The 23,965-nt window shown below is 55.1% G+C and carries 25 protein-coding genes; 2 read left to right on the top strand and 23 right to left on the bottom strand.

Going from position 1 to position 23,965, the window contains the following annotated elements; translation table 11 throughout:
* Positions 1-38: 38 nt before the first annotated feature.
* The gene (locus JRC49_12555; GenBank protein ID QTE70615.1) at positions 39-1,259 is read right to left on the bottom strand and encodes a L,D-transpeptidase; all 1,221 of its coding nucleotides are present in this window, start codon (positions 1,257-1,259) and stop codon (positions 39-41) included.
* Positions 1,260-1,676: 417 nt separating this feature from the next.
* Here JRC49_12555 and thrS point away from each other — a divergent pair, with 417 nt between their 5' ends.
* Positions 1,677-3,461 (top strand): threonine--tRNA ligase, encoded by a 1,785-nt coding sequence (gene thrS / locus JRC49_12550; GenBank protein ID QTE70614.1) that lies wholly within the window; start codon positions 1,677-1,679, stop codon positions 3,459-3,461.
* 85 nt (positions 3,462-3,546) lie between these two features.
* On the opposite strand, the gene JRC49_12545 is transcribed toward thrS, so the two are convergent.
* The 3 genes from JRC49_12545 to JRC49_12535 all read right to left on the bottom strand — a co-directional run bounded on the left by JRC49_12545 (position 3,547) and on the right by JRC49_12535 (position 6,679).
* The gene (locus JRC49_12545) at positions 3,547-5,004 is read right to left on the bottom strand and encodes an alpha-L-fucosidase (GenBank protein ID QTE70613.1); all 1,458 of its coding nucleotides are present in this window, start codon (positions 5,002-5,004) and stop codon (positions 3,547-3,549) included.
* Between the two features lie 152 nt (positions 5,005-5,156).
* Complete coding sequence (locus JRC49_12540; GenBank protein ID QTE70612.1) at positions 5,157-5,699, bottom strand: biotin transporter BioY; 543 nt, start codon at positions 5,697-5,699, stop codon at positions 5,157-5,159.
* On the bottom strand, positions 5,696-6,679 hold the full coding sequence (locus JRC49_12535; GenBank protein QTE70611.1) for a biotin--[acetyl-CoA-carboxylase] ligase: 984 nt from the start codon (positions 6,677-6,679) through the stop codon (positions 5,696-5,698). Before JRC49_12535 ends, JRC49_12540 begins: the two co-directional genes overlap by 4 nt.
* 178 nt (positions 6,680-6,857) lie before the next feature.
* Between JRC49_12535 and JRC49_12530 the strand changes: the two genes are divergently transcribed.
* A complete protein-coding gene (locus JRC49_12530; GenBank protein ID QTE70610.1) occupies positions 6,858-8,045 on the top strand; it encodes a DUF2130 domain-containing protein in 1,188 nt (395 codons plus the stop codon).
* A 106-nt stretch (positions 8,046-8,151) separates the two neighbouring features.
* Here JRC49_12530 and JRC49_12525 read toward each other — a convergent pair whose 3' ends face one another.
* The 19 genes from JRC49_12525 to JRC49_12435 all read right to left on the bottom strand — a co-directional run bounded on the left by JRC49_12525 (position 8,152) and on the right by JRC49_12435 (position 23,957).
* Positions 8,152-8,916 carry an HAD hydrolase family protein gene (locus JRC49_12525; protein QTE70609.1) on the bottom strand — a complete coding sequence of 255 codons (765 nt, stop codon included), beginning with the start codon at positions 8,914-8,916 and terminating at the stop codon, positions 8,152-8,154.
* Between the two features lie 27 nt (positions 8,917-8,943).
* The gene (locus JRC49_12520) at positions 8,944-9,450 is read right to left on the bottom strand and encodes a hypothetical protein (GenBank protein ID QTE70608.1); all 507 of its coding nucleotides are present in this window, start codon (positions 9,448-9,450) and stop codon (positions 8,944-8,946) included.
* A 115-nt stretch (positions 9,451-9,565) separates the two neighbouring features.
* On the bottom strand, positions 9,566-10,111 hold the full coding sequence (locus JRC49_12515; protein ID QTE70607.1) for a serine/threonine protein kinase: 546 nt from the start codon (positions 10,109-10,111) through the stop codon (positions 9,566-9,568).
* Between the two features lie 20 nt (positions 10,112-10,131).
* Positions 10,132-10,581 carry a GNAT family N-acetyltransferase gene (locus JRC49_12510; protein ID QTE70606.1) on the bottom strand — a complete coding sequence of 150 codons (450 nt, stop codon included), beginning with the start codon at positions 10,579-10,581 and terminating at the stop codon, positions 10,132-10,134.
* On the bottom strand, positions 10,578-11,297 hold the full coding sequence (locus tag JRC49_12505) for an HAD-IA family hydrolase (protein QTE70605.1): 720 nt from the start codon (positions 11,295-11,297) through the stop codon (positions 10,578-10,580). The genes JRC49_12510 and JRC49_12505 overlap by 4 nt, the downstream gene beginning before the upstream one ends.
* Positions 11,298-11,323: 26 nt before the next feature.
* Complete coding sequence (locus JRC49_12500; protein QTE70604.1) at positions 11,324-11,833, bottom strand: NUDIX hydrolase; 510 nt, start codon at positions 11,831-11,833, stop codon at positions 11,324-11,326.
* Positions 11,834-11,846: 13 nt separating this feature from the next.
* Complete coding sequence (locus JRC49_12495) at positions 11,847-12,455, bottom strand: helix-turn-helix domain-containing protein (GenBank protein ID QTE70603.1); 609 nt, start codon at positions 12,453-12,455, stop codon at positions 11,847-11,849.
* Between the two features lie 70 nt (positions 12,456-12,525).
* The gene (locus tag JRC49_12490) at positions 12,526-13,425 is read right to left on the bottom strand and encodes a carbohydrate kinase family protein (protein QTE70602.1); all 900 of its coding nucleotides are present in this window, start codon (positions 13,423-13,425) and stop codon (positions 12,526-12,528) included.
* A 31-nt stretch (positions 13,426-13,456) separates the two neighbouring features.
* Entirely contained in the window at positions 13,457-13,966 is a 510-nt protein-coding gene (locus tag JRC49_12485) for a GNAT family N-acetyltransferase (GenBank protein QTE70601.1), read from the bottom strand.
* A gap of 10 nt (positions 13,967-13,976) precedes the next feature.
* A complete protein-coding gene (locus tag JRC49_12480; GenBank protein QTE70600.1) occupies positions 13,977-14,330 on the bottom strand; it encodes a TIGR04076 family protein in 354 nt (117 codons plus the stop codon).
* 103 nt (positions 14,331-14,433) lie between these two features.
* Positions 14,434-15,216 (bottom strand): class I SAM-dependent methyltransferase, encoded by a 783-nt coding sequence (locus tag JRC49_12475; protein QTE70599.1) that lies wholly within the window; start codon positions 15,214-15,216, stop codon positions 14,434-14,436.
* On the bottom strand, positions 15,213-15,731 hold the full coding sequence (locus tag JRC49_12470) for a GNAT family N-acetyltransferase (protein QTE70598.1): 519 nt from the start codon (positions 15,729-15,731) through the stop codon (positions 15,213-15,215). Before JRC49_12470 ends, JRC49_12475 begins: the two co-directional genes overlap by 4 nt.
* 12 nt (positions 15,732-15,743) lie before the next feature.
* Entirely contained in the window at positions 15,744-16,556 is an 813-nt protein-coding gene (locus JRC49_12465) for a class I SAM-dependent methyltransferase (GenBank protein QTE70597.1), read from the bottom strand.
* A 14-nt stretch (positions 16,557-16,570) separates the two neighbouring features.
* A complete protein-coding gene (locus tag JRC49_12460) occupies positions 16,571-17,119 on the bottom strand; it encodes a GNAT family N-acetyltransferase (GenBank protein ID QTE70596.1) in 549 nt (182 codons plus the stop codon).
* Positions 17,120-17,397: 278 nt separating this feature from the next.
* Entirely contained in the window at positions 17,398-20,034 is a 2,637-nt protein-coding gene (locus JRC49_12455; GenBank protein QTE70595.1) for a cation-translocating P-type ATPase, read from the bottom strand.
* Between the two features lie 102 nt (positions 20,035-20,136).
* The gene (locus JRC49_12450; protein QTE70594.1) at positions 20,137-21,252 is read right to left on the bottom strand and encodes a hypothetical protein; all 1,116 of its coding nucleotides are present in this window, start codon (positions 21,250-21,252) and stop codon (positions 20,137-20,139) included.
* A gap of 134 nt (positions 21,253-21,386) precedes the next feature.
* Positions 21,387-21,947 (bottom strand): metalloregulator ArsR/SmtB family transcription factor, encoded by a 561-nt coding sequence (locus JRC49_12445; GenBank protein QTE70593.1) that lies wholly within the window; start codon positions 21,945-21,947, stop codon positions 21,387-21,389.
* Positions 21,944-22,315, bottom strand: a complete 372-nt coding sequence (locus JRC49_12440; GenBank protein QTE70592.1) for a hypothetical protein — start codon at positions 22,313-22,315, stop codon at positions 21,944-21,946. Before JRC49_12440 ends, JRC49_12445 begins: the two co-directional genes overlap by 4 nt.
* A 220-nt stretch (positions 22,316-22,535) precedes the next feature.
* The gene (locus JRC49_12435) at positions 22,536-23,957 is read right to left on the bottom strand and encodes a 4Fe-4S dicluster domain-containing protein (GenBank protein ID QTE70591.1); all 1,422 of its coding nucleotides are present in this window, start codon (positions 23,955-23,957) and stop codon (positions 22,536-22,538) included.
* Positions 23,958-23,965: the final 8 nt, after the last annotated feature.

Below are 23,965 nucleotides of genomic sequence, written 5' to 3'. Positions count from 1 at the left end.
CCGCTTCCGGATCCACCGGAAGCGGGGTTTTGATTTTCTTACTTTTTCTTTTTCCCGTTGATTATCTCGTTGTAAACGCTCATCACTTCTCCGGGAGAGGATTCCATGTGAACCTTGTTGATCTCCTCCAGCACCGCCTTCCGGGGACTGGGCACACAGTAGGGACAGGGCGTCAGCTTGTTGTAGGGCGCTTCATCCAGTTCGCCGTATGGGAACTCAGTCAGCGGCAGGTACCGCTTTTTGATGTTCACGCAGTTGTCCTGGGAATGGTATTTGCTGCCGCCCTTGGGATTGTAGTACAGCGGAGTATCATCGTCCGGAATCTTCACCTGCCGTCCCTGGTAGTCTTCCCAGATCACCAGTTTGACGCAGTTTTTATCCTGCCGCTTTTTGATCAGGTTGGACAGTACGGACATGCTGTACCCTGCCCGGTTCTGTTTTGCCTGTACCCGAATGCATCCGTGGCTGGCCCGGCTGCCGAGGATTTCCTCAAATCCGCGGTAATTCTTGGAGCCGTCATTGTTTTTCCGGTGGGGCACCTCGTGAATATAGTCTGCCGCGTTAAACTTCAGGGCATAATTGCAGACCATGCCGGACTCGTCGTCGATCAGGGCGCCGGTCTTGGTATAGATAATCAGGTACTCGCCGGAACGGGTCTCGTTATAAGGCTGCTGCTTCTTCGCGCTGGGATTGTACTTGCCCGTTGACACCGCCAGCGATGTCTCCAGGTGGCCGTCCTTGAAAAGGTACAGCCGCTGGGTCAGCTTGTCTATCACAATACCGTAGTTCTGGTTCACTTCCACGGTTTTCAGCTTCTTGGTCGGCACATAGCCGGTCACAAAAGCGTTGAAATTTTTCACTTTGCTGTCATGAAAGCTGGTGGAGTAGGTCTCAATCTTGGTCCATCCGTTATCCAGCGTTTCCAGCACATGCACGCCCTGGCTCTGGCCGGTCAGCATACCGATGCCTTCGCTGCTCTCATCCGGTTGGGAATAGATCACCATCTGCTTGTTCATGTCGATATCTGCCACGGTGATGGGCAGGGTCAGCATCTTCCAGATGGCTTCCTCGTCATCCAGGTTCATGGGGGTATCCCAGTAGCTGTCATCCGGTTCCCCGTCCCGGGGTTCTTCTGAACGGAAGGAAGGCGTTATATCGGACGGTTCAGGAGCGACGCCCAGCAGAAAATCCTCCGCCGGCGCGCTGGCCGCGGAGAACAGCAGAATCATAAGCAAAAGCACTGCTGTTATTCTGCGCATGCTATTCCTCCATCCTTTGTGTTTCAGGACTGAAGAATCATACCATATATGGGAAAAAGTGTCAAAGTTCTTTCTCCTTGTTTTCAGGCGTTCAGCGCAGATTTTGGGAAATACAGAAAAGGCTTGATTTTCATCCCCGAAGGGGGTATACTGCCTGTATCCTTTTCAGATGAAGGGAAACACGCGGTCAGGATACCGGTTCACAGAGAGCGGGAGAAGGTGCAAGCCCGCAGCAAGGCCCTGATACGATACCATTCCCGGATGAGAAGCGGCTGCCGACCGATAAAGCGGCTCAATGAGTGGTTTTACAACAAGCAGGGTGGAACCGCGAATGCTTTTTCAGCATCCGTCCCGGCACAAGAATGCAGGGCGGATGCTTTTTTGTACACAGACGCCCGGAAAAAAGGAGGGTATTCCATGAAAATCATCTACAACGACGGTCATGTCGCGGAATGTCCCGCGGAAGATGAGCTGGAGGTGCTCCGTCACTCTGCCGCTCATATCATGGCCCAGGCGGTCAAGCGCCTGTACCCCGACGCCCACTTTGCCTATGGTCCCGCCACTGAAAAGGGATTCCATTATGACATCGATCTGGGCGACGTCAAACTCACAGATGAAGACCTGCCCGCCATCCAGGCGGAAATGCAGAAGATCGTGAAGGAAAACCTGCCCTTCAAGGTCTATCCCCTGCCCCGCGATGAGGCTGTCAAGCTCATGCAGGACCGCGGTGAAATCTACAAGGTCGAGCACATTGCCGACCTGCCCGATGACGCCGTCATCACCTTCTATCAGCAGGGCGACTACATCGACATGTGCGTCGGCCCGCACCTCACCTACACCAAGGCGCTGAAGGCTTTCAAGCTCACCGCCCTGTCCGGTGCCTACTGGAAAAACAACCAGAACAACAAGATGCTTACCCGCCTCAACGGCGTCGCCTTCCGGAACCAGGAAGAGCTGGCCGCCTATGAGAAGCAGGTTGAGGAAGCCAAGGCTCGTGATCACCGCCGCATCGGTAAGGAAATGGGCCTGTTCATGACAGACGACCTGGTCGGCAAGGGACTGCCCATGTTCCTGCCCAAGGGCTACACCGTCTGGCGCGAGCTGGAAAACTATATCCGGGATAAGGAACTCCGCCTGGGTTATCAGCATGTTATGACTCCCTGCGTCGGCACGGTGGATCTGTACCGCACCAGCGGTCACTGGGATCATTACAAGGACAATATGTTCCCCGCCATGGAGGTGGAAGGCGAAAGCTTCGTGCTTCGTCCCATGAACTGCCCCCATCACATGATGATCTACGCCAACCGGCTGCATTCCTACCGGGATCTGCCGATCCGCATCGGTGAAATCGCCCACGACTTCCGTTTCGAGCCCAGCGGCACCCTGAAAGGCATCGAGCGCGGCCGTCACTTCTGCCAGAATGACGCCCACCTCTTCGTCACGCCCGAACAGATCAAGGATGAGGTTTCCAGCGTGGTCAACCTGATCCGTGAAGTCTACCAGGACTTCCATATCACGGACTACCGCTGCGTGCTGTCTCTGCGTGATCCGGAAGACAAAGTCAAGTATCATCAGGATGATGAGATGTGGAACCGTGCGGAATCCGCCCTGCGCGAAGTGCTGAAAGAGCTGAACATCGACTTCACGGAAGAAATCGGTGAAGCCGCCTTCTACGGTCCGAAGCTGGACGTGAACGTCAAGCCCGCCATCGGTGCAGAATACACGCTGAGCACCTGCCAGCTGGACTTCTGCCTGCCGGCCAAGTTCAACCTGAAGTATGTGGACCAGGACGGTTCTGAAAAGACCCCCGTCGTGCTGCACCGCGCGATCCTGGGCTCCATCGACCGCTTTATGGCTTACCTGATTGAAGAAACCAAGGGTGCCTTCCCGCTGTGGGTTGCTCCCGTCCAGGTTAAGGTGCTCCCCGTCAGCGACAAGAGCATGGACTACGCCGCCAAGATCACCGAAGCCCTGCTGGACGACGGCATCCGTGCCGAGCTGGATGAGCGCAATGAAAAGATCGGCTACAAGATCCGTTACGCCCGCCAGGAGGACAAGGTTCCTTACATGCTGATCATCGGCGAAAAGGAAATCGCGGAAAACACTGTTTCCGTCCGTGACCGCGCCACCGACCAGACAACTTCCATGACCCTGGAAGAGCTGATCAAAAAGCTCGAAAAGGAAATCACGGAACGCCTGTAATCAACCTAAACCTAATAATCAAAAGAGTGTCCTTCACAGGACACTCTTTTTTCATGCGTTTTGAGTATTAATTATGCATTGTGCATTATGCATTGATTCCAAGTTTCAGCGTGTTAGCACAGAAACTTGGAAGTCTCTCCGGCAGTTTCACGACTACTACCCCGTAGTCCTTCCTGAACTCCACCGGTCCGTATCCCAGCAGCTCCACGCTCTTCACCTCATCCTCCGCGAAGCTGCGCAGCGTCACCGTCTCTCCGCCCTTTGCGCCCAGCAGGAAGGCATAGACCGCGCCCTCCTTCTGCACATAGCGGACGTCACTCAGGTTCCAGTCCGTCTTTTCCTCGGTAAAGCCGTCAATCTTCACCCGCGTTTCACCCTCGCCGAAAGTCCTCCACGGCCTTGTCCCGTAAACCGCTTCGCTGTTAATCGCGAACCAGGCTGCCAGCCTGTCCAGGATATACTCCGCGTCTTCGTCGATGGTGCCGTCCGGCCGCTGGAGAATATTCAGCAGCATTACGCCGTTTTTGGAGATAATGTCCACCAGCATCTCCACAATCTGTTCCGGACTCTTGTAGGGATGATGCACGTCATAGAACCAGTTGCCGATACAGGTATCTGTATGCCAGGGTTCCGGCATGATACCGGGCAGCTGGCTCTTTTCAATATCCAGCACACCCACGCTGAAGATTTCTTCCCGACGGTCCTTCTGCAGGTACACCGCCTGGTTTTCTCCGTGTTTGTCAATGGACGTGTTATAGAGCCTGGCCACCGCCTGCAGGCCGCGGTTATAGACAGACAAGTCCGTCAGTTTGCCCTGTTCCGCCATCCAGTGATCACCGAAGGGCAGCACGCCGTCGGAATACAGCAGGTCAGGCTTGAACTTATCAATCATCTCATTCACGCACTTCAGCCAGTAATCCCGGAACTGCTCGTTATCGGTATACCAGGGCGTCAGGTCCTCCCCTGTGCCATGCTCCTGGTTCGCGTGGTAGAAGTCCTGATACGCCGGATCGTTGCCGTCATAGGGCACACCCGCATAAGGACCGGTCTTGTCACAGCCTTTGTTCACCCGCCACCAGGAGAAGGAAGCCCCCAGGTGCTCGCTGATGCCGAAAGGCAGCTGATACTTGTCTGCCGCGGCTTTCCACAGCGCCAGGATATCCTTGTGGGGTCCCACATTCATGCTGTTCATGCGGTTGATTTGGGAATCATAGTTGAAGAAGTGATCATGATGGGTCGCCTGGGTCATCAGATACCGGGCGCCCGCCTTGTAATACTTTGCGATCAGTGCGTCCGGATCGAACTTTTCCGCCTTCCACAGGGCACAGATATCCTTGTAGCCGAACTTGGAAGGGTGGCCGTAGTGACGCAGGTGATACTCATACTGCGGCTGTCCCTGGATATACATGTTCCGGGCATACCAGTCACCGAACATCGGCACGCTCTGGGGTCCCCAGTGGCTCCAGATTCCGAATTTGGCGTCCCGGAACCATTCCGGTGCGGAATACTGTCTCAGTGATTCAAACGTCGGCTCAAATCTCATACTTCAACCCGCTCTTTCTTCGCTTTGTTGATTACTCCTATACATTATACACGAAACGTTTCTATTTTCTACTGTTATTTTCCCTTTCCCGTAGAAAAAAGCGTGTGCGGTCCCCCGCACACGTTCAGGTATTAATTCTGAATTCTGAATTCTTAATTCTTAATTAGTTTAACCGCTTTCCTCACCGGTACTGTCAGCAGTGCCGCAGCAGCAATCTTAACTGCGTCACCGATCAGGAATGGCACCACGCACAGGGCCAGTGCCGCGCCCAGGCCGTTTCCCGTATGGAGCATAAAATTCACTGTGCCCACCAGGTACAGCAGCGCCGTCCCTGCGATCATCATCAGCGGATGATACCACCAGCCGATCCGTTCTCTCTTCTCCGCGCCTTCGCCGGACATATACGCACATGGCAGGTACCCGACAAGATATCCGCCCGTAACTCCCGCCAGCTTCTGGAATCCCCCGCTGAAGCCGCTGAACACCGGAACCCCGATGATACCGATCAGCAGATAGAGCCCCACCGCAATAGTTCCTTTTTTTCGTCCCAGCACAGATCCGGCCAGGTAAACCGCGAAAGTCGCCAGGGACAGCGGAATCGGTCCTGCGGGAATCGTCAGCGGTCCCGCCACGCAGATCAATGCCGCCATCACAGCGATCGTTGTCATATCCAATGTCTTCATTTTCCTGCTCATTTTCCCTCTGCTCCATTGTCTGTCAGTTTCAGGCTTACTTCACCGTAGTTCAGGCAGGTGCGTCCGTCCTCGGTTTCAATCACCAGCCGGCCCTGGTCATCTATATCCACTGCCTTGGCCGGATATCTCTTGTCTCCTTCGATGACCGTCACCGTCCGGCCAATCACGTTGGACCGTTTCCGGCTTTCCTCCAGGAAATGTCCTGTCTTCAGGTCTCCCAGCAGGGCCTCTGTCTCGTTCAGGATTTCAGCGATCAGCCGGTTCCGTTCCGGGGCTTCGCCGCACTCATTGCCAATGGAGGTTGCAATCTCCTGCAGTTCCGGCGGAAACTGCATCCGCGCCGTATTCACACCGATCCCGGCCACGGCATATTCCAGCTTTCCGGCTTCCATGCCCAGGCCTGCCTCGCACAGGATGCCGCAGATCTTCCTGCCGCTGATATACAGGTCGTTCACCCATTTGATATCCGCCTTCACATCCGCGGTCTTCTCCACAGCCCGCGCCGTTGCCACAGCCGCCAGGGAGGTCAGCAATCCTGCCTGGTCCGGTGCGCAGTCGGGTCTCAGGATCATTGTCATATATACGCCGCTGTGATCCGGAGAGAAAAAGCTGCGTCCCGGCCGGCCCCGGCCGCCGCTCTGGCTGTCGGCAATGATCACCGTGCCATGCTTTGCCCCGGCTGCAGCCAGCATCTTGGCCCGGTTGTTTGTGGAATCAAGCCGGTCATGGATTTCGAGCTCCCTGCCCAGCTCCCGGGTCTTCAGCCATTTGCGGATGCCGGCTTCACTCAGCACATCCGGGGCGGAAACCAGCCGGTATCCCCGGTTCGTCACCGCTTCAATCTCATAGCCGTCTTCCCGCAGGCGTTTCATCACCTTCCACACCGCGTTCCGGCTTACACCCAGCTCCTTCGCGAGCTGTTCACCGGATACCGTTTCTCCGGTTTCCAGCAGTGCCAGCGCCTTTTCCCTGATATACATACAGGCAGTCCCTCCGTTTCGTTCCGGGAGATAATATCATCATCGTCTCTCAATCGTCAACCTTTTCAGTTTCTTTTGGGTGACAATTCGTTTCGTGGACATTTTCCTTACCCCTGTGCTAAAATAGGGCATTCAGAAAACCAGATCAGATTGCCGGTTTTTTCCGGGGAGGTTGTCCATGAACGAGATCAAATGTCCCAATTGCGGGAAGGTTTTTCAGGTGGATGAGGCCGGTTATGCCTCCATCGTTTCACAGGTTCGCAATGCGCTGTTTGAAAAAGAAGTGGAGGACCGGATCAATTCCGTCCGCCGTGAAAGCGCCGCTGTCCAGGAAAAGGCACTGGCCGAGCTGAACGCAAAGCATAGGCAGGCTCTTACCGAAAAAGACCTGGAAATCAACCATCTGAAAGACAGCGCCCGTGCGGCGGAAACAGAGAAACAGCTTGCCGTCCGGACAGCCATTCAGGAAAAAGAAAACGAGATTACTGAATTGCGCGGAAAAGTGATTCAGGAAAAGCAGGCAGCCGAAATCCGCGAGCAGAGCCTGAAGGAAGCGCATAAAACCGAGGTGGCTCGTCTGGAGGCAGAAGTGGAACAGTACCGGGACTTCAAGCTTCGCCAGTCCACCAAGATGATCGGTGAAAGCCTGGAGCAGCACTGCCTGACCACTTTCAACCAGGTCCGGATGATGGCCTTCCCCCGCGCCTATTTTGAAAAGGATAATGAGGTCATCGAGGGCACCAAGGGCGACTTCGTTTACCGGGAGGAAACGGAGGACGGGCTTCCCCTCCTCTCCATCCTCTTCGAAATGAAGAATGAGGCGGACGCCACCGAGAAAAAGCATAAGAATGAGGACTTCATCGACAAGCTGGACAAGGATCGCAAAAAGAAAAACTGCGAGTACGCGGTGCTGGTCACCATGCTGGAGCCTGACAGCGACCTGTACAATGCGGGCATTGTCACCGAGTACCGGTATGAGAAGATGTATATCGTCCGTCCCCAGTTCTTCCTTCCGCTCATCTCCCTCCTGCGCAATGCCGCGCTTTCCAGCACACAGATCCGCCGGGAGCTGGAAACCGTACGCCGCCAGAGCCTGGACGTCCAGCAGTTTGACCAGGCATTGCTGGAATTCAGGGATAAATTCGGCAAGAACTATCAGATTGCACAGTCCCATTTTGACAAGGCAATCAGCGAGATCGACGAGACCATCAAACACCTGGAAAAGGTCAAGGAATCCCTCACCAAGTCCGGCTACCAGCTGCGGCTGGCCAATGATAAGGCCCAGGATCTTACGATCAAAAAGCTTACGAAAGGCAACCCCACCATGCGGGACAAGTTCGAAGAAGCCGGGATCAGCATTGACTGATCCCGGCTTCTCTGTTTTCAGACATTCCTAATTTCACTTTGTTCCTGGAATGGGATGACGTGCATCAGGTGTCATTCCGAGCGAAGTCGAGGAATCCCTTGATATATCAGCTGCGTGTCCACAGCCTGGCCAGTGTCCGGGCCACGCCGTCTTCATCATTGCTCTCCGCCACTTCATCCGCTACAGCTTTGACGCAGTCCAGCGCGTTGCTCACCGCCACGCCGTATCCGCATCTCCGGATCGGCTCCACATCGTCATTGTCATCGCCGAAATACACGGCCTGTTCTGCCTCCAGTTTCACACTGTCCAGCAGCTGCTGAATCCCCCGCCACTTGGTTGCGGTACCGCCCATATACTGGCGCAGTTTTTTATCCGCCACGGTACTGTATACCGTTTCCGGCAGGTCAATCAGGATCTGCTCCGGCGGACAGTCCGGATGACTGGCCAGGATCTTATAGATCTTTTCCTGCCGGGGAAGCTCTCCGATATCTTCAATCACCCGGGGACTCCAGATGGGAATGTCCTGGTTGGCGTAAATGCCGTTCTCGGCCTCCACGGAGATCACCACGCCTTCCATCCCGGAAAGCTGTTTAAGGATGGACAGGGCGTCCTCCGTTGCAATGGTATTCTCATACACCCTGTCCGGCGTAATGGTCCGCGCCCCGTTCAGCGTGGTTACCGCCTGGAAGTCAATGATCCTTCGGTAATCCATGATGGCTCTTTCCGGCCTCGCAGTTGCGGCAAACAGATAGGCGCCTGCCTGCTGCCAGTCTCGCAGCACATCAAGGGTATAGTCTGAAATGGATTTGTCCGTCCGCAGCAGCGTCCGGTCAAGGTCAACAATCACCGCAAGATAGGGCAGCTGGTTCATCGACTTTCCTCCGTCAGTTTTATGTTTTTAACCATGAACACGGATTTCCGGAAGGATCGCGTCAACATCTACAAAGCCGACGCTGTAATCATACCGGTCCGTATAAACCGGCACCTCATCCGACTTCAACAGGTCCGTCACATCCGTATACAGATACCGGCTGTACCACACATGCGCGACGCCGGAATCCGGATCGGTATAGTGGCATTCCAGCATATACGGATTCCCGTGCGCACCGTTCACGTTCCGGTTCACTTTCGCGCCGGCAATCTTAGCCATCACGTAGTACCCGCCCTCATAGGCACGGCGCTGGCGGGTTCTGCGCCGGATATCCTTTCCCAGGCACAGGAGGCCGATCAACAGGAAAATGGCGCCGATCCCGCCGAAGACTGCCAGGAATATGATGGGGTCTTCCGGTTTTTGTCCGGCGCCTGCAGACCACAAAGCCACACCCAGCACAAGAAACAGCAAGCCCATCGGTGCAAAGATCAGTCCCAGGATTCCATAGACTGTCCATCCGTATTTCTTCTTCACAGGCATTTCCCTCCTGAAAAAATATTAGCGGGATTATACATCAGTATCCCGGTAAAATCAATCACAAGTTTGCCATATTTTTCCTTGTCAGTTCAGGACAAAAAAACAGGCGGATTTATTCCGCCTGTCCGTGTTCTTTCAGATATGCCAGGAACTCCGGTGTCCGGGACCAGTATCTGATTCCCCAGTTCTCAAAATTCCACTCATCCATGTACTCGTTGCACTCGTAATCCACATACCAGATCAGGCCGTCCCGGATCACAAAATTCGTCGGAAAATAATCGATGTTCAGTCCCGCTGATCTGGCTTTTGCTGCCATTTCCCGCACCTGTTCCAGATAGGGATCGGCGGATTTCCCGTCCTTCACCAGGTCGAATATGGTTTCGCCGGCAATATATTCCTTGACCACCCGTTCAGCTTCCTCATCGATGGCAATCATCTCCGGAATCCTGATCCCGGCCTGCCGCAGCCGTTCATAGTCCCGGCGTTCCGCCTCGATCTTGTTGCCGAAATGGTAGTATTCACAGAGTTCGTGATGGATCTGCTTCAGCACAGCCTGCCGGCCTTTCCTTTCCGCCAGATAGGAATATCCGCCTTTCCCGTGTCCAAGCAGCCGTATGATGCGGTATTCTTCCCCGCACACCGTCATTTCCTTTTCCATTCTGTCCTCCGGAATCCCTGTTACAGTTCCTTGTCCAGGCATACGGCATCCGCTTCGTTCTCATAGGGCGGATAGTTTTCGCAGACCTGGTATCCGTTCTTCTTGTAGAATTCAATGGCGTGGGGATTGCCTTCCCGGCATTCCAGCACCAGCCGCCTGTAGCCGGTCTTCCCGGCCAGGTTTTCCATGGCCTTCATCAGTGCGGCGCCGATGCCTTTGCGGTTCTTGCGGGCATACACGCGCTTGATTTCCCCGGTTTCGTCGTCCAGCTGACGCAGCCCGGCGCAGCACACAGGAGTTCCGTCGTCGTACCCCACCAGGAAGAAGCCTTTCTCCTGGCTGAAGTCGTCAAAGCAAACATGTGCCATTCCGTTATGGCCCAGAATACCCATCAGGGTTTCGTTCAGCTCCCGCAGGAGCGTTTGTGCGTCCGGGTTCTCCACACCGGTCTGGACAAACGCAAGACTCATTCGCCTACCTCCGTTTCATCAGACCGGATCAGTTCCCTCAGGTCATGTATTTTCAGATAGGATGTTTCCACATCCGCTGCCGGATTGGCCGCGATCAGGATGGGGGTGATTCCCAGTTCAGCCGCTCCTTCCAGGTTGCGTACACTGTCGTCGATAAAAACCGTCTCTTCAGGCGCTGCGCCGCATTTGCCCAATGCGTCCAGGAACATGTGCCTGTCCGGCTTGAACACGCCCACAAAACAGCTGTAGGTCTGGAAGGAAAAGTATCGGGAAACACCGATGTACTCCAGCTGCTGTTCAATGCTCGGCCACGTGTCAGAGATGATCCCCAGCTTATGCGTCCTGCTCAGGGTTTCCAGCACCTCTTGAATCCCGGGATATGGAATATAGTTTTCCATATTGAAGGTGCGGTCCCGGGCCGCCTGTTCCAGTTCGTCTGTTGTCAGTCCCAGGCCCAGCTGTTCTGAAACAATCGAATAGTACCGGTAAAACTGCTTCTGTTCCTCCTCAACAGAGGTCACCAGGTGGTTCTCCGCCAGATAACGCAGTCCTGCATCCCTGGCCGCGTTGATTTCCGCCTCACTGTGCTGTTTCAGTTTCTCCCCGGCCAGCTCCAGGAACTTTCCGGTAAACATCCAGTCGCCTGATGCCGGCCTGTCCAGTGTATAGCCTACGTCGAAGAAAATAACCTTCTTGTCCTTTATCTGATTGATCATAATACTCTCCGGTCATTGTATCCCGGTCAGCCAATTTCCAGCTGATCCAGGTAGGGTTTATACCTCGCGTACTGTTTTTTCAGCACCGGTTCTTTGGGAATCAGGCCAAAGAATGTTTCCGGCTCTGTCCACTGATAATCCACCGTTTCTCCCTCCTGGAGCCGGACAGCGTCTTTCGCGCAGTCCACCACCGCCAGGTAGGCATAAACTACCGACCTTGTCTTCGGGTTCCGGGTAATCCCGATCAGCTCCAGCATTTCCGCCTCCAGTCCGGTTTCTTCCCGCATTTCCCTCCGTGCCGCTTCCTCCGGGTTTTCGCCGGCCTGGGCGGCTCCTCCGGCGCTGGCTTCCCAGCAGCCGGGGAACGCTTCCTTACGGTCGTCCCGGAGGGTCAGGAGAAACGTCCCGTCCCGGTGCCGGATCAGGACATCACAGACCAGATGATATCTCCCTTCGGGAATTTCCCGCATCCTGCCCCGTTCCCATGTTTCTCCGGTCTTTCTTCCCTGTTCATCATACAAATCCCAGATTTCCATTTCTGAACTCCCGTCATTCCCGGACGTTCACCGTCCTGTCTGTTTTCTGTCTGAATAACCCGTGCTGGTTACAGTAGTAATACAGCCATCCGCTTCTGCGGAAAAAGAACCGCGTTTCCGCATTTCCTTCCGGATACAGTGCTTTGATCTCGCAGCTGTCCGGTGTCATATAGGCGATAAAGGACAGGTAATGCTCCTTGCTCATGGGATGTTCTGCGGATACATAAATCTCATCCTCCACCATCTGCACTTCCAGCCTGTGTGCCGGATCCGGCTCTTCCGTTTCCAGTGCCGGCAGCTGGATCCCGCAGCAGGAAATCATCGCGTCCCCTCTCGCGAAGAGCACATTTCCGCACACAGGGCATACATAAAACCGGCTTTTCAGCATATTGGATGCCCGGTTGGTATTCACAACAGCCTGCCCGCACAGCAGCTCCGCCACGGATATATGCAGTGCCTTTCCCAGCGGTTCCAGCAGGGATACGTCCGGAAATCCCCTTCCGTTTTCCCATTTGGATACGGTCTTATCGCTGACGCAGAGTTTTTCCGCCAGCTCTGCCTGTGTCATCCGTTGTTTCTCCCGCAGCGCCTTGATCGTTGCTCCGGTTACATAGTGATCCATTTCTTATCACTCCTTTCCGGATGAGCATAGCGCCGCCGACCGCTGCCTGCAACCTACGCTTCGTAGAGTGTCAGTTGCCTGTCAGCGCCTTTACCTCTTCAAGTTTCGGTGGATTCAGCGGCAGCGGGAACCGGGAAATAGCGATTGCAGAGCAAGCGCTGGCAAACCGCACCAGTTCTTCATCCTGCATACCCTGCATCAGTCCGTATACGCAGCCCGCCTTGAAGGTATCACCGGCGCCCAGCGTGCTCCGGACTGTCACAGGGAACGGCTTCATCCGGTGTATGGGTTCTCCCTTCCGGGCATAGAGCATGTCTCCCCCGCCCTGGGTGATAATGGTCAGCCCGTCCGTTTCCTGCTGCATCTTTTCCATAACAGCTTCCGGCGCCATGCCCGCGTAATACTCCGGTACACATTCTTTGGAAACCACATTCACCGCCGCCATCTGATGCAGCCGGGAATCATGCGGACTGTCAATCGTCACAAAGGGTACGCCGTTCCTCCGGCAGAGTTCAGCTGCCAGCAGGGATTCATCCCGGAAATAGGGATCCACTGCCGCTGCTTTGCAGCCTGCGATATCTTCTTCCTTCGGAATGTTCCACCAGCGTTCTCCCGTGGAAAACAGCGTCTGGAACCGGCCCATGGGAGACCGAACCAACCCGGCAATCACCACATAGTCCATCACACCGGGATCTTCTGTAAAGCACATGGAAGACAGGTCCACCTGCTTGTCCGCGTAAAACGCCTTCAGCATCGGGGCGACCTCTGTGCCGATCCATGTCCCGTCCATTTTGACGGACACCCCAAGAGAATCCAGTACTGTTGCCGCCGTCCCGGTTTCACCACCCGGCAGGAAATACTGGTCCTTGATTTCCGCGTATTCATCCGGCTGGAGGAATCCGTCCCTCAGCAGGAAAGAATGGGTACCCAGGATCTGTCCAAAGAGATACACGTCATGTTGCTGCGCCATATACCGTTTTCCCTCCCACTTTCTCCCTGCCTTATTCAGGCCTGTCCATTTCAAGCTCCAGGCATTTCCAGGCTTCGTTCCCAAAGTGATAGTATTCCGTTTCTCCGGTATCCTTATCCCGGAATCCGACAGCCCGGTAGCACCGGTATGCCGGCTCGTTGTTTTCAAAAACACCCAGGGTGATCCTGTCCGCCTTCAAAATATCGAAAGCATACCGGATAGCCAGCTGAAGCATTTCCCTGCCGTATCCGTATCCGCGCTTCCCGTCGTCCACGATCACAAAGCCGAACCGGAGAATGGTTTTCTTTTCATCCGTGAATCGCATGATCAGATGTCCCGCCACGCCGGTCTCATCGAAGGCTGTCATTTCATAAAAGGAGTCCGAATCAGCCAACCTGTCATAGTGCCGGTTCAGGTCCTCCGCTGTAATCGGATAGGACTCAAACCGGTCCGCGCTCCATTTCCGGAACATGGTTTCGTCCCCGATCCAGGAAACAATCGTTTGTGCGTCACAGGCCTTGTAAGGTCTCAGTCTCAGCATATATTTCCCTTCAGGGTTCCTTCCAGAACCCGCCTTTATGGAAATTCTCATTCCCCAGCGGCTTTGCGGTCAGCCTGAACATCACGCAGCCGTCCGGGCACACAATCGTTTTGGTATATTTGCTGTCTCCGCCCAGGTTCTCCAGGTCTCCGCCGCTGCGCACAGCCTCCATCAGCGGATAGAGCATCATCATCGTCTTGGAGCAGATTCCCTGTCCGTCCTGGTTCACCGGGCAGCCGTAGGTGCAGGTGTATTTGTCGCCGGGTTCTTCCCCGTTCCGGCAGTAGCGTTCCGTATGATCTCCCCGCAGGAATCCTGTCACTTCAACCGTGAACTCATATTCCTCGTCATACCACTTTTTCATACAGACCTCCCGTACGTTTACATCTTTTTACAGTTCTTTCCGTCTGCTTTTGATTATAGAGATCTTGTCTGAAAGTTGCAATCCAGAATCACGGAATGCTCTTTCAGTTTTTCCGGAGGATATCCAGGGTATGATGGGATGCCCCGATCAGATCCTGCCGTTCGCAGATTGCGAAGTGGTACTCCAGCCATTTCCTGAAGGTCTCATCGTCCATTTCGTCAACCATCGCCCTTTGGTAATTGGTCGCGCCGTCCGTGGCAATCAGCTTCACCCGTTCCACCGGTATTTCAGCGTCCAGCGAAGCAATCTCCTCTGTCCTGATCAGGTCGAATACTTCCGCCGGGTCGCTGCCCAGGTGCCAGTCCGGCGAAAGCATGTTCCGCTCCAGCAGGTCCTGCACATGTTTGGATCCGAACGCGTAATTGATCACCGTCGGCTCGTTCATACAGTAAGCTGCCAGGATATATCCGCCCGGTTTCGTCACCCGGACCGCTTCCCTTAACGCCCGGAGTTTATCCTCCCGGGTATACAGGTGATACATCGGTCCCAGCAGCATAGTTAAGTCAAAGGCGTTGTCCGGCAGGAAGGACAGGTCCAGCACATTCCCCTGCATGGCCCGGATCGGTTCCGTTCCGTCCAGCTTTGATTTCAGCACTTCCAGGTTGTGTTTCACCAGTTCCACGGCAGTCACCCGGTAGTCTTCCTTCGCCAGGGTCACGCTGTATCTTCCTGTTCCCGCTCCGACCTCCAGGATGGAGGGATCGTCCATCCCGTCTATACATTCATGAATGTATTTCATGGTGGTCAGGTACTCTACCTGGCCGTGCCGGGAAAGGAGCCGGTTGTCTTCATCACAGACACTGTAGAATTCATCCAGATAATTCATCGGAACAACCTCCTGTATTCTTCACCCGGATAGCTGCTGCTTCCGTCCAGCTTGGTCAGGATCACGTCTTTTTCATAGGTCATGCCCAGCTTTTCCATCACCCGGCGGCTTCGGTTGTTTTCCCTGGCAAACGTTCCCCGGATTCCCCGGACATTCCTCTGGCTCCGGACCAGTTCCAGTACCGCCCGGATCATTTCCGCAGCATATCCGTTTCCCCACTGATCTTTCCGCAGGTTGTACCCGATCGTCCAGAGGTCCTCTTCTTCCCAGTAATACAGGCCGCCGCTTCCGATCAGATCTCCGGTTTCTTTCAGCACGATGCCCGCGTCATAATCGTCCGGACTGTCCGGATCCAGTGTCTCCAGCCACGCTTTCACGTCCTCCGCCTTCGTGTATACGGGATAAACCATATAGCGCGCCACGTCCGGATCCCCGCACCATTTGAATACTTCCCGGTAATCATCCGGGGTCAGGTTCCGCAGGATCAGCCGTTCCGTCTCCAGGTTAATGTTCATCTTCTTCTCTCCTTATGCTTCCTTCCGGGACACAATCATCAGGTGCTCCGAATGTGCCAGGTACTCTTCCTTCTCGCAGAACCGCAGTGCGTAGTCGCACCAGGCTTTCCTGATCTTCCTCGGGCTCTTGCTGAGCACCCGCTTGTAGGGTGCCAGGATTCCTTCCTGGCTGAAAGCGGTCTCTGTCTTCAGGCCGGGGATGGAAGCCAGCAGCTTCTTCGCGTCTTCGACGGTGATCATATACGCATAGGTGAAGGACTCTCCGGAAAAACTTTCCCCCTTTGCGGCCAGTTCATAGAATTCCTCTTCTTCCGGCATCAGGATCGTTTCCTGGATTTCCCGCATGCCGTAGACAACCCCGCCGAAGGTCAGGATAAAGCTGCTGAACAGGTATCCGCCGGGTTTCAGGACCCGTTTAGCTTCCTGGATGGCCCGGATCCTGCTTTCCTCTGTCAGCAGGTGATACAGCGGTCCCATCAGGAAAACCGTATCAAAGGAATTGTCAGGGAACCGGGACAGATCCGTTGCGTCTCCCTGCACCGCCGTGATCTTCACCCCGTACTGCCGTGCTTTCTTTTTTGCGAAGCGCACGTTCTCGTCGCTCAGGTCCAGCAGCGTCATCGTATGCCCCTGCCTCGCGTAGTGGATGGAATACTGTCCCGGGCCTCCGCCGATATCCAGGATCCTGCTGCCGGGCTGGATATACCGGTCCATCATATGGGTCGTAATATACTTTTCATAAGGAGTCCTTTTCTGCAGCCGGTCCCATTCCTTCAGGGGATCCGCGTCATAATGGGAGCGGATCGCTTCTTTCTCTTCGCGCATTTTTCCATCCTCCTTCACAGTTCTTTATACATCAGGATCTCGTCGTGATAGCTTCCGTCGTCAAACTTCATCCCGTGATAATACCGGCCGCTTTCGATAAATCCGCATTTGCGGTACAGACCCTGCGCCCGGGTATTGTCCGCCACCACGATCAGTTCCATCAGCTCGTAGCCCATCTGCTTAGCCATCTCGATCAGCATATTGAGCATGGCCGTGCCCAGGCCCTGTTCGCAGTATTCCTCCAGCAGGCCGATCCCCATGGAACACCGGTGGCGGATCTTCCGTTTCTCCTGGTTACTGAATACGGAGCAGCTCCCGACTACCTTCCCGTCTGCTTCAGCCACGATCATCACAGCTTTCGGATCCTCCAGCGTCCTGTTGAGAAATGCCCGTTCGTCTTCCGCTTCTTTCCTGATCTCATCCGGATAGCGCGACATAAACTGGGTTTCGCCGGCGATCTGCTTCAGGTAGCTGATCATTTCCTCCGCTTTTTCCGGAACAGGCGGCTTCAGGATACAGTTTCGTCCGTCCTTCAGTGTGATGGTTTTTTCCGTGAAAATCATGGCCTCATTCTCCTTCCGGTATGTAAACTAAAAAGCCGCTTATCATCAGAGATAAGCGGCTTGATAAACCTTGTCCGGATCTGCCGGGGCTACGCTTCTCTGATGTGTGCTTGAGGGTACGTAAAATGAACGCGGACCAGCCATTCAACGTTCGCGACGACAGCATAATTATTCAGTTCACACACGTACCGTTTCACAGAGAAGCGCTCCTTTCCGAAAAATATTGGGATGACTATACTACGGAACAAACGCCCGTGTCAAGAACAAAATTCAGGGTTTTATTTGCGGTTTTTCCGCATCGTCCAGCGCCGGATCGCCTTTTCAATCTCCACAATCGGGATCACGACCAGGGCCAGCGCCATCGCTGTCAGGTATTCAGCAAGCGTGATCGGCGTAAAGGAGAAAGCCTTGTTCAGGAACGGCACAAAGATGACCGCGGCTGTAATCAGCAGCGAGAAGGCCAGCGTTCCCCACAGCCACATGTTCTGCTTCTTCAGGCTGAACAAGGAAGCATGCCTGGACCGCATATTGAAGGAATGGAAAATTTCGACCATGCTCAGCGTCAGGAAAGCCATGGTCATGCCGGCCGGGGATTCCGCAATCCCCCAGGCTCCGCTTTCCATCCGGTGTCCGATAAAGTAGCTGAACACTGTCACGGCGGCGATAATCAGTCCCTGGAAGGCGATACCGAAGCCCAGCCCGTCTGCGAAGATGCTTTCCTTCCGGTGCCGCGGCGGACGCTGCATTACGTCTTTTTCCGCATCCTCCATGCCCAGCGCGATTGCCGGCAGCGTATCTGTGATCAGGTTGATCCACAGGATGTGGACCGGTTTGAGAATGGTAAAGCCCATCAGCGTGGCGGAAAACACCGCCAGCACCTCCGCCAGGTTGGCGGACAGCAGGAACTGGATGGCCTTGCGGATGTTGTCATAGATCCGGCGGCCTTCACCGACCGCGGAAACGATGGTGGCAAAGTTGTCATCCGTCAGGATCATATCCGCCACGGACTTGGTCACGTCGGTACCGGTAATGCCCATGCCCACGCCGATATCCGCGCTCTTGATGGAGGGGGCGTCATTGACACCGTCTCCGGTCATGGCTGTCACCATGCCCAGCGCCTTCCAGGCGTTCACGATGCGCACCTTATTCTCCGGCTGCACCCTGGCATAGACGGAATAGCGCCTTACGTCATGCGCAAACACTTCGTCCGGGATCGCGTCCAGTTCCGCGCCGGTGATCGCCATCTGGCCGGGCTGCAGGATGCCCAGTTCCCGTGCAATAGCCGTAGCTGTATCCTTGTGGTCGCCGGTGATCATGATGGGCCGGATGCCGGCGCTGCGGCACTTTTGTATGGCGTCCTTCACTTCGGGCCGGATGGGATCGATCATGCCGCACATGCCGATCCAGGTCAGATCCTGCTCCAGATCCTCAGCGGCGTTGGAAGCAGGACGCTCGTCATAAATCCGCTGGGCAGCGCCCAGCACCCGCAGGGCCTGGTCCGCCATTCCTTTGTTTTCAGCAAGAATTTGCTCCCGCTGTTCTTTGGTGATCGGAACCGCCTGGCCGCCCTGCCAGATCTTCGTACAGCGGCGCAGCACCTCATCCGGGGCGCCCTTGGTAAATTGAATAAATCCATGCCCGGCACCCATCCGGTGCAGGGTGGTCATCATTTTGCGCAGAGAATCAAAGGGGGCTTCATCCACCCGCGGCAGGTCTGCCGCCAGCTCTTCCTTGGGCATGCCGTTCCGGTTGGCGTCGTTGACCAGCGCGCATTCGGTCGCTTCGCCCACAGCCTCCCCTTCCTCCAGCTCCGCGTCGGAACACAGGGCCATGGCGGACATCAGCAGTTTCTCATCGTCAGTCACTTTCCGGACCACGGTCATTTTGTTCTGGGTCAGGGTACCGGTTTTATCCGAGCAGATAATCTGGGTGCAGCCCAGGGTCTCCACAGCCGTCAGCTTCCGGATAATGGCATGGTTCTTGCTCATCTTGGTCACGCCGATGGAGAGCAGCACCGTTACCACCGCGCTCAGGCCTTCCGGAATGGCCGCCACGGCCAGGGAAACCGCGATCATGAAGGTGTCCAGGACGGCCTTTCCGCCGTTCCGCACCAGGTTGACGATAAACACAAAGGCGCAGATCACCAGGATCATCGCGGACAGTTTCCGGGACAGCTCCTTCAGCTTGATCTGCAGGGGTGTCTCCTCGTCCTTCGCGTTGGTCAGGGCATCCGCAATGGCGCCCATTTCCGTATCCATGCCTGTGCCGGTCACAACGGCGTGTCCCCGTCCATAAGTGACGATGGAGCCCATGTACACCATGTTCTTCCGGTCGCCCAGGGAGACTTCCCCGTTCTCGGCGGCTGCCAGCGCTTCGCTCTGCTTCTCCACATCCGTGGATTCACCGGTCAGGGCCGCTTCCTGCGTCTTCATGGACGCGCATTCCACAATCCGGGCGTCCGCGGGCACAGCATCCCCGGCCTCCAGGATCAGCATATCGCCCCGGACCACTTCGTCCGCGTGGATGGTTTTCAGGTGGCCGCCGCGGATTACCTTCGCGGTGGCTGCCGCCACTTGCTGCAGCGCCTCAATTGCGGCCTCCGCCTTGCTCTCCTGGTAAACGCCCAGGCAGGCGTTGATCAGCACCACCGCCAGGATGATGATGGTATCGGTCAGGCTCTCACCGGCATACAATGCCGTGATGGCGCTTACCACCGCAGCGATAATCAGGACGATGGTCATGGGATCCTTCAGTTCCCCGAGGAACTTCCTGATCAGGCTTTCCTTTTCGCCTTCCTTCAGCTTGTTGTGTCCATCCCGGACAAGCCGTACCGCAGCCTCTTCGTCGCTCAGGCCTTCCATGGAGGAACCCGCCTCTGCCAGTACAGCCTCTTTTTCCTCAAGATACGGTTTCAATCGTTTTGCCCTCCTCTGCTTGATGCAGTATCACCTACGAATGAATATCCTGTTTTTGCCATTGTATACCGGACCGGCCGCACAATTCAAGCGCCGGCTGCATTACCGCTGTTCATTTTCCTGTCTGACAGCCGCCTCAATATGCGCTTCCGGCGCTTCCATGATATTCCAGCATAACGCGGCGCCTTCAAATCCGTGACGCCTGACCGCAGCCAGGGATTCCGCTATATAGTCCGGATCCGTCCTGATAATTTCCTTATCATAATTGATCTCAATCCCCGGATATTTCCCGCATGCAACCTTCCCCACCGCATCCAGCTGGGTTTCCAGCAGGGTGATGCCTTCCGGAAGGCTGACGCGGCCTCGGGCCTTGGGGGCATGCTGTTCAAACAGCGCGTATTCATATCCGATTCCCGCGGGAGCGTCTGTCCTCCGGTAAAGCATCGGCTTGATGAAGTCAGCGTACTTCGTGATCATCCCGTAGTTCTGGCCCACAAACCGGCTGACAACCGGAGCAAACAGATCCAGCCCGACAATCAGGCCTTTCTCCTTGAAAAACCGGCTGAGATCCCAGACTGACTCGGCTATGATTTCTTCTTTTGCCTCAAAAAAGCGCTGGGCCAGCGGATCTTCCAGGACAAACTGCCCGTCCGCCGGATAAGCCGACATGTCAAAAAAGGAATCCTTTTTCAGCTCATATTGTTCCCGGACAGCATCTGTATTCACGCCTTTTTGCCGGAAAACCTGCCTGCAGTTTTCACACCCGCAGCTTAAAACGCCGGATACACCGGTCACAAAGGACTGGCTCCTGACCCTGTCCAGGAATACCCCGTCAAAGCCGCATTCGGCGAAATACCGCTCATAGACGTCCTTCACCGCCTGGATATTCCGCCGGGACGACGGGCAGGAAAATACGAATGCCTTCCCTTCCTGCTCGACGGGAGTTTCAATCGGTCTCCCGAAAAGGTCCACCGCCTGGTCGGTCTCCGCCACGTCGCTGATCTCCGTAAAGACCGGAAGCCAGAGCACCATCTGGATGCCCTTTTCGTGAAGATACGTCCCCAGCGTCCTGTAAACTGCCGCATCCGTATTCCAGCCGATAATCACCTTTTCAACCGGAATCCGGGCGGAAATCTCTTCAATTTTACGGATCATGTCCTCCGGCTTGTCATGTTCCGCGTGCCATGATCCCGCAAATATCTGCAGTATGTATTTCATGGGTGCTTCTTTCCTTTTCTGTTATGAGTTCCAGATCTGCTCTAGTATATCATCTGCACACGCAAAAAAACAGCGGATCTGATACAGAACGCGGCCCCGGTGACAAACACCGGGGCCGCGCTGCACATACTGGATTATTTCTGCGGTTTGATCCGCCAGTATCCTTGGGAATTCCGGTCCAGAAGGCCTTCCGAGATCAGGTCCCGGCGGATTGTGCAGAAATCGTCATGAAAATCCGCAATGATGATATTCACTTCCCGCTCCGGGTAGATCCGGTCATACTCGAAGGCGTCGGCAATCACTTCCAGCACGATCCGCTCCTTCTTCTGCTGGGCAGGGATGGCTTTCAGCTTCCCGTATTCAAAGAAGGCATTGATGACCTTCTGGCGGTATTCTTCGTCCCGCTTCGCCTGCTCCCGGGCCTCGTCAGACTCTTCCTGGATAATCTTCAGGATGCTAACCTCAAACACAGCCTTGTTCAGCGAGTACATCATATAGTACTGGCTTTTGTAGGATGTTACAGTCCCGGCATCCGCCAGCTTCTTGAGATGGAAGGATACCGTCGGTGCGGAAATCCCCAGTCTTTCGGCCAGGCGTTCCACATACATATCCTCAATCGCCAGCGATTTCAGGATCTGTAGCCGGGATTTATCCGACAGGCATTTGAAAAGCCGGATAGCTTCGGTTTCTGTCATTCTGCTCCCTCCCATACCTTTTCAAACTGTTCACGGATTTCATGAACCACGTCCAGTTTGACCTGCTCTGTCTGCATCCTGGCCAGGTCGTCGTGTTCCTTCGCCTTTTCATACGCGGTCCTCCAGCTGGCCGGAATGGTCTCCGTCCACCCGATAAAGAACTGCTTCACCGCGGCGGGATCTCCCCTGCCGATCCGCACGCCCGCCCCCAGCATAGTACGGTAATTGTCATAGATATTGCCCTTCACTTTTTCAAAAACTGCTTCATCCTGCCGGTCATCCGCAGTCAGTTCCCGGTCGCGCTGTCCGCACGCCGCAATCTTTTCATCAAACCATTTGTTCATTTCAGATACTTTCTGTTCAATCATACTGTTACCTCCATTTATCCGCATCCGGTATAATCGATGTAGCCGGCGCTTGAAGTCCATTTCGAAATACACATCATTACCCTGGCGCATTTTTATCATATCATAGTCTAATCGGATTTGCAATACTATTTAGATGTTTATCTAATCATTTATTCGAACAGCAAGAGAAATGAGAAAAAGAGCCCCTGATTCCTCAGGGGCTCCCGCATTCTGAAACTGTTTATTTCAGCATGGATACCGCGTCCGCGATGGTCTTTTCCAGCGCTTCATGACCGTACTGGTCCACCGCCGCCTTGTTCTTTTCACCGTGGGTCAGGTTGCCTGCCCCGCCGATACAGCCACTGATGCAGGCCATGCCTTCGATGAAGTTCGCGTCCAGGGCATTCCGGCTCTTGCGCATCAGGGCAGCCTTGCACTCTTCAATACCGTCGCAGGTGCAGGCCTTCAGTTCAAACTCGTCCAGCTGCTGTTCCTTCAGCGCTTCGGCAACCGCGTCGGACAGTCCGCCGCTCCGGGCAAAAATCCGGCCGAAGTAGGAGGCATTGTCCAGCGTTGCCTCCTCCAGGGTGGTCAGGTCAATATCCCGGCTGTCAAACAACGCCTGCAGTTCCTCAAAGGTGATTGCCGCGTCCACATAGGGCTTCACGCTGTCCAGCTGCACCTCCGCCTTCTTGGCCGTGCAGGGCCCGATGAAGACGATCTTCACGTTTTCCTCATGTTCCTTGATATACTTGGCCAGGGTTGCCATCGGGGACATATTGTGGGAGATGTAGGGAGTCAGTGCCGGGAAAGCGGTTTTGACGTAGCGCACAAACGCCGGGCAGCAGGAGCTGGTCAGGAATCCCTTCTCCACCAGTTCCCTGGATTCCGTCTGCGCCACCATGTCACCGCCCAGGGCCACTTCCACCACCGTATAGAAGCCCAGCTTCTTGATGCCGGTGATCACCTGTCCCAGTTTCACGTAGTTCATCTGGCTGCCGATGGCGGGCGCCACCAGCGCGTACACCTTATACTTGCTGTTGTCCCGGCTCCGCTTCAGCATATCGATTACATTGATGATAAAGGACTTGTCAGAGATCGCGCCGAAGGGGCACTGATATACGCACGCACCGCACTGGATGCACTTCTCGTCGTCAATCTTCGCCGCGTTATCCTCGTTGATCGAGATGGCTTTGATCTTGCAGGCATTCTGGCAGGGCCGCTTGCGGTTCACAATGGCGCTGTAGGGGCATACCTTGGCGCACATGCCGCATTCCACGCACTTGGTTTTGTCAATGTGCGCCTCGTGCTTGTGGTCGAAGGAAATCGCGCCGCGCTTGCACACGTCCTCGCAGCGGTGGGCCAGGCAGCCCCGGCAGGATTCCGTAACCTGGTATCCCACCGCGGGGCAGTCGTCGCAGGCAATGTCGATCACCTGGATGATGTTGTCCGAGTTTCCACCGCCCATAGCCAGCTTGACCCGTTCTCCCAGGATCGCCCGCTCCTTGTATACGCAGCAGCGCATAGTCGGCACCTTGCCGGGCACAATGGCCTTCGGGATGTCCATCACGTTTTCCATCAGCGTATCATTCCAGGCGTGGCGCGCCACTTCCCGCAGCACTTTGTATTTCAGATGTTGAACCTTCGTATCAAACTTATGCATGCTCTCAC

Source organism: Clostridiales bacterium FE2011, from assembly GCA_017569305.1.
GTDB lineage: Bacteria > Bacillota > Clostridia > Christensenellales > Aristaeellaceae > Aristaeella.
This window is presented reverse-complemented; position numbering and strand designations above follow the sequence as displayed.

Coding starts and splice junctions, on each gene's coding strand:
- JRC49_12545 (QTE70613.1), bottom strand. CDS start 5,004: ATGAGATTTGAGCCGACGTTTGAATCACTGAGACAGTATTCCGCACCG.
- JRC49_12505 (QTE70605.1), bottom strand. CDS start 11,297: ATGATCAATCAGATAAAGGACAAGAAGGTTATTTTCTTCGACGTAGGC.
- JRC49_12440 (QTE70592.1), bottom strand. CDS start 22,315: ATGATTGAACAGAAAGTATCTGAAATGAACAAATGGTTTGATGAAAAG.
- JRC49_12445 (QTE70593.1), bottom strand. CDS start 21,947: ATGACAGAAACCGAAGCTATCCGGCTTTTCAAATGCCTGTCGGATAAA.
- JRC49_12490 (QTE70602.1), bottom strand. CDS start 13,425: ATGGCGCAGCAACATGACGTGTATCTCTTTGGACAGATCCTGGGTACC.
- JRC49_12500 (QTE70604.1), bottom strand. CDS start 11,833: ATGGAAATCTGGGATTTGTATGATGAACAGGGAAGAAAGACCGGAGAA.
- JRC49_12475 (QTE70599.1), bottom strand. CDS start 15,216: ATGAATTATCTGGATGAATTCTACAGTGTCTGTGATGAAGACAACCGG.
- JRC49_12480 (QTE70600.1), bottom strand. CDS start 14,330: ATGAAAAAGTGGTATGACGAGGAATATGAGTTCACGGTTGAAGTGACA.
- JRC49_12535 (QTE70611.1), bottom strand. CDS start 6,679: ATGTATATCAGGGAAAAGGCGCTGGCACTGCTGGAAACCGGAGAAACG.
- JRC49_12555 (QTE70615.1), bottom strand. CDS start 1,259: ATGCGCAGAATAACAGCAGTGCTTTTGCTTATGATTCTGCTGTTCTCC.
- JRC49_12530 (QTE70610.1), top strand. CDS start 6,858: ATGAACGAGATCAAATGTCCCAATTGCGGGAAGGTTTTTCAGGTGGAT.
- JRC49_12510 (QTE70606.1), bottom strand. CDS start 10,581: ATGAGTCTTGCGTTTGTCCAGACCGGTGTGGAGAACCCGGACGCACAA.
- JRC49_12485 (QTE70601.1), bottom strand. CDS start 13,966: ATGCTGAGACTGAGACCTTACAAGGCCTGTGACGCACAAACGATTGTT.
- JRC49_12495 (QTE70603.1), bottom strand. CDS start 12,455: ATGGATCACTATGTAACCGGAGCAACGATCAAGGCGCTGCGGGAGAAA.
- JRC49_12515 (QTE70607.1), bottom strand. CDS start 10,111: ATGGAAAAGGAAATGACGGTGTGCGGGGAAGAATACCGCATCATACGG.
- thrS (QTE70614.1), top strand. CDS start 1,677: ATGAAAATCATCTACAACGACGGTCATGTCGCGGAATGTCCCGCGGAA.
- JRC49_12435 (QTE70591.1), bottom strand. CDS start 23,957: ATGCATAAGTTTGATACGAAGGTTCAACATCTGAAATACAAAGTGCTG.
- JRC49_12470 (QTE70598.1), bottom strand. CDS start 15,731: ATGAACATTAACCTGGAGACGGAACGGCTGATCCTGCGGAACCTGACC.
- JRC49_12450 (QTE70594.1), bottom strand. CDS start 21,252: ATGAAATACATACTGCAGATATTTGCGGGATCATGGCACGCGGAACAT.
- JRC49_12465 (QTE70597.1), bottom strand. CDS start 16,556: ATGCGCGAAGAGAAAGAAGCGATCCGCTCCCATTATGACGCGGATCCC.
- JRC49_12540 (QTE70612.1), bottom strand. CDS start 5,699: ATGAGCAGGAAAATGAAGACATTGGATATGACAACGATCGCTGTGATG.
- JRC49_12460 (QTE70596.1), bottom strand. CDS start 17,119: ATGATTTTCACGGAAAAAACCATCACACTGAAGGACGGACGAAACTGT.
- JRC49_12525 (QTE70609.1), bottom strand. CDS start 8,916: ATGAACCAGCTGCCCTATCTTGCGGTGATTGTTGACCTTGACCGGACG.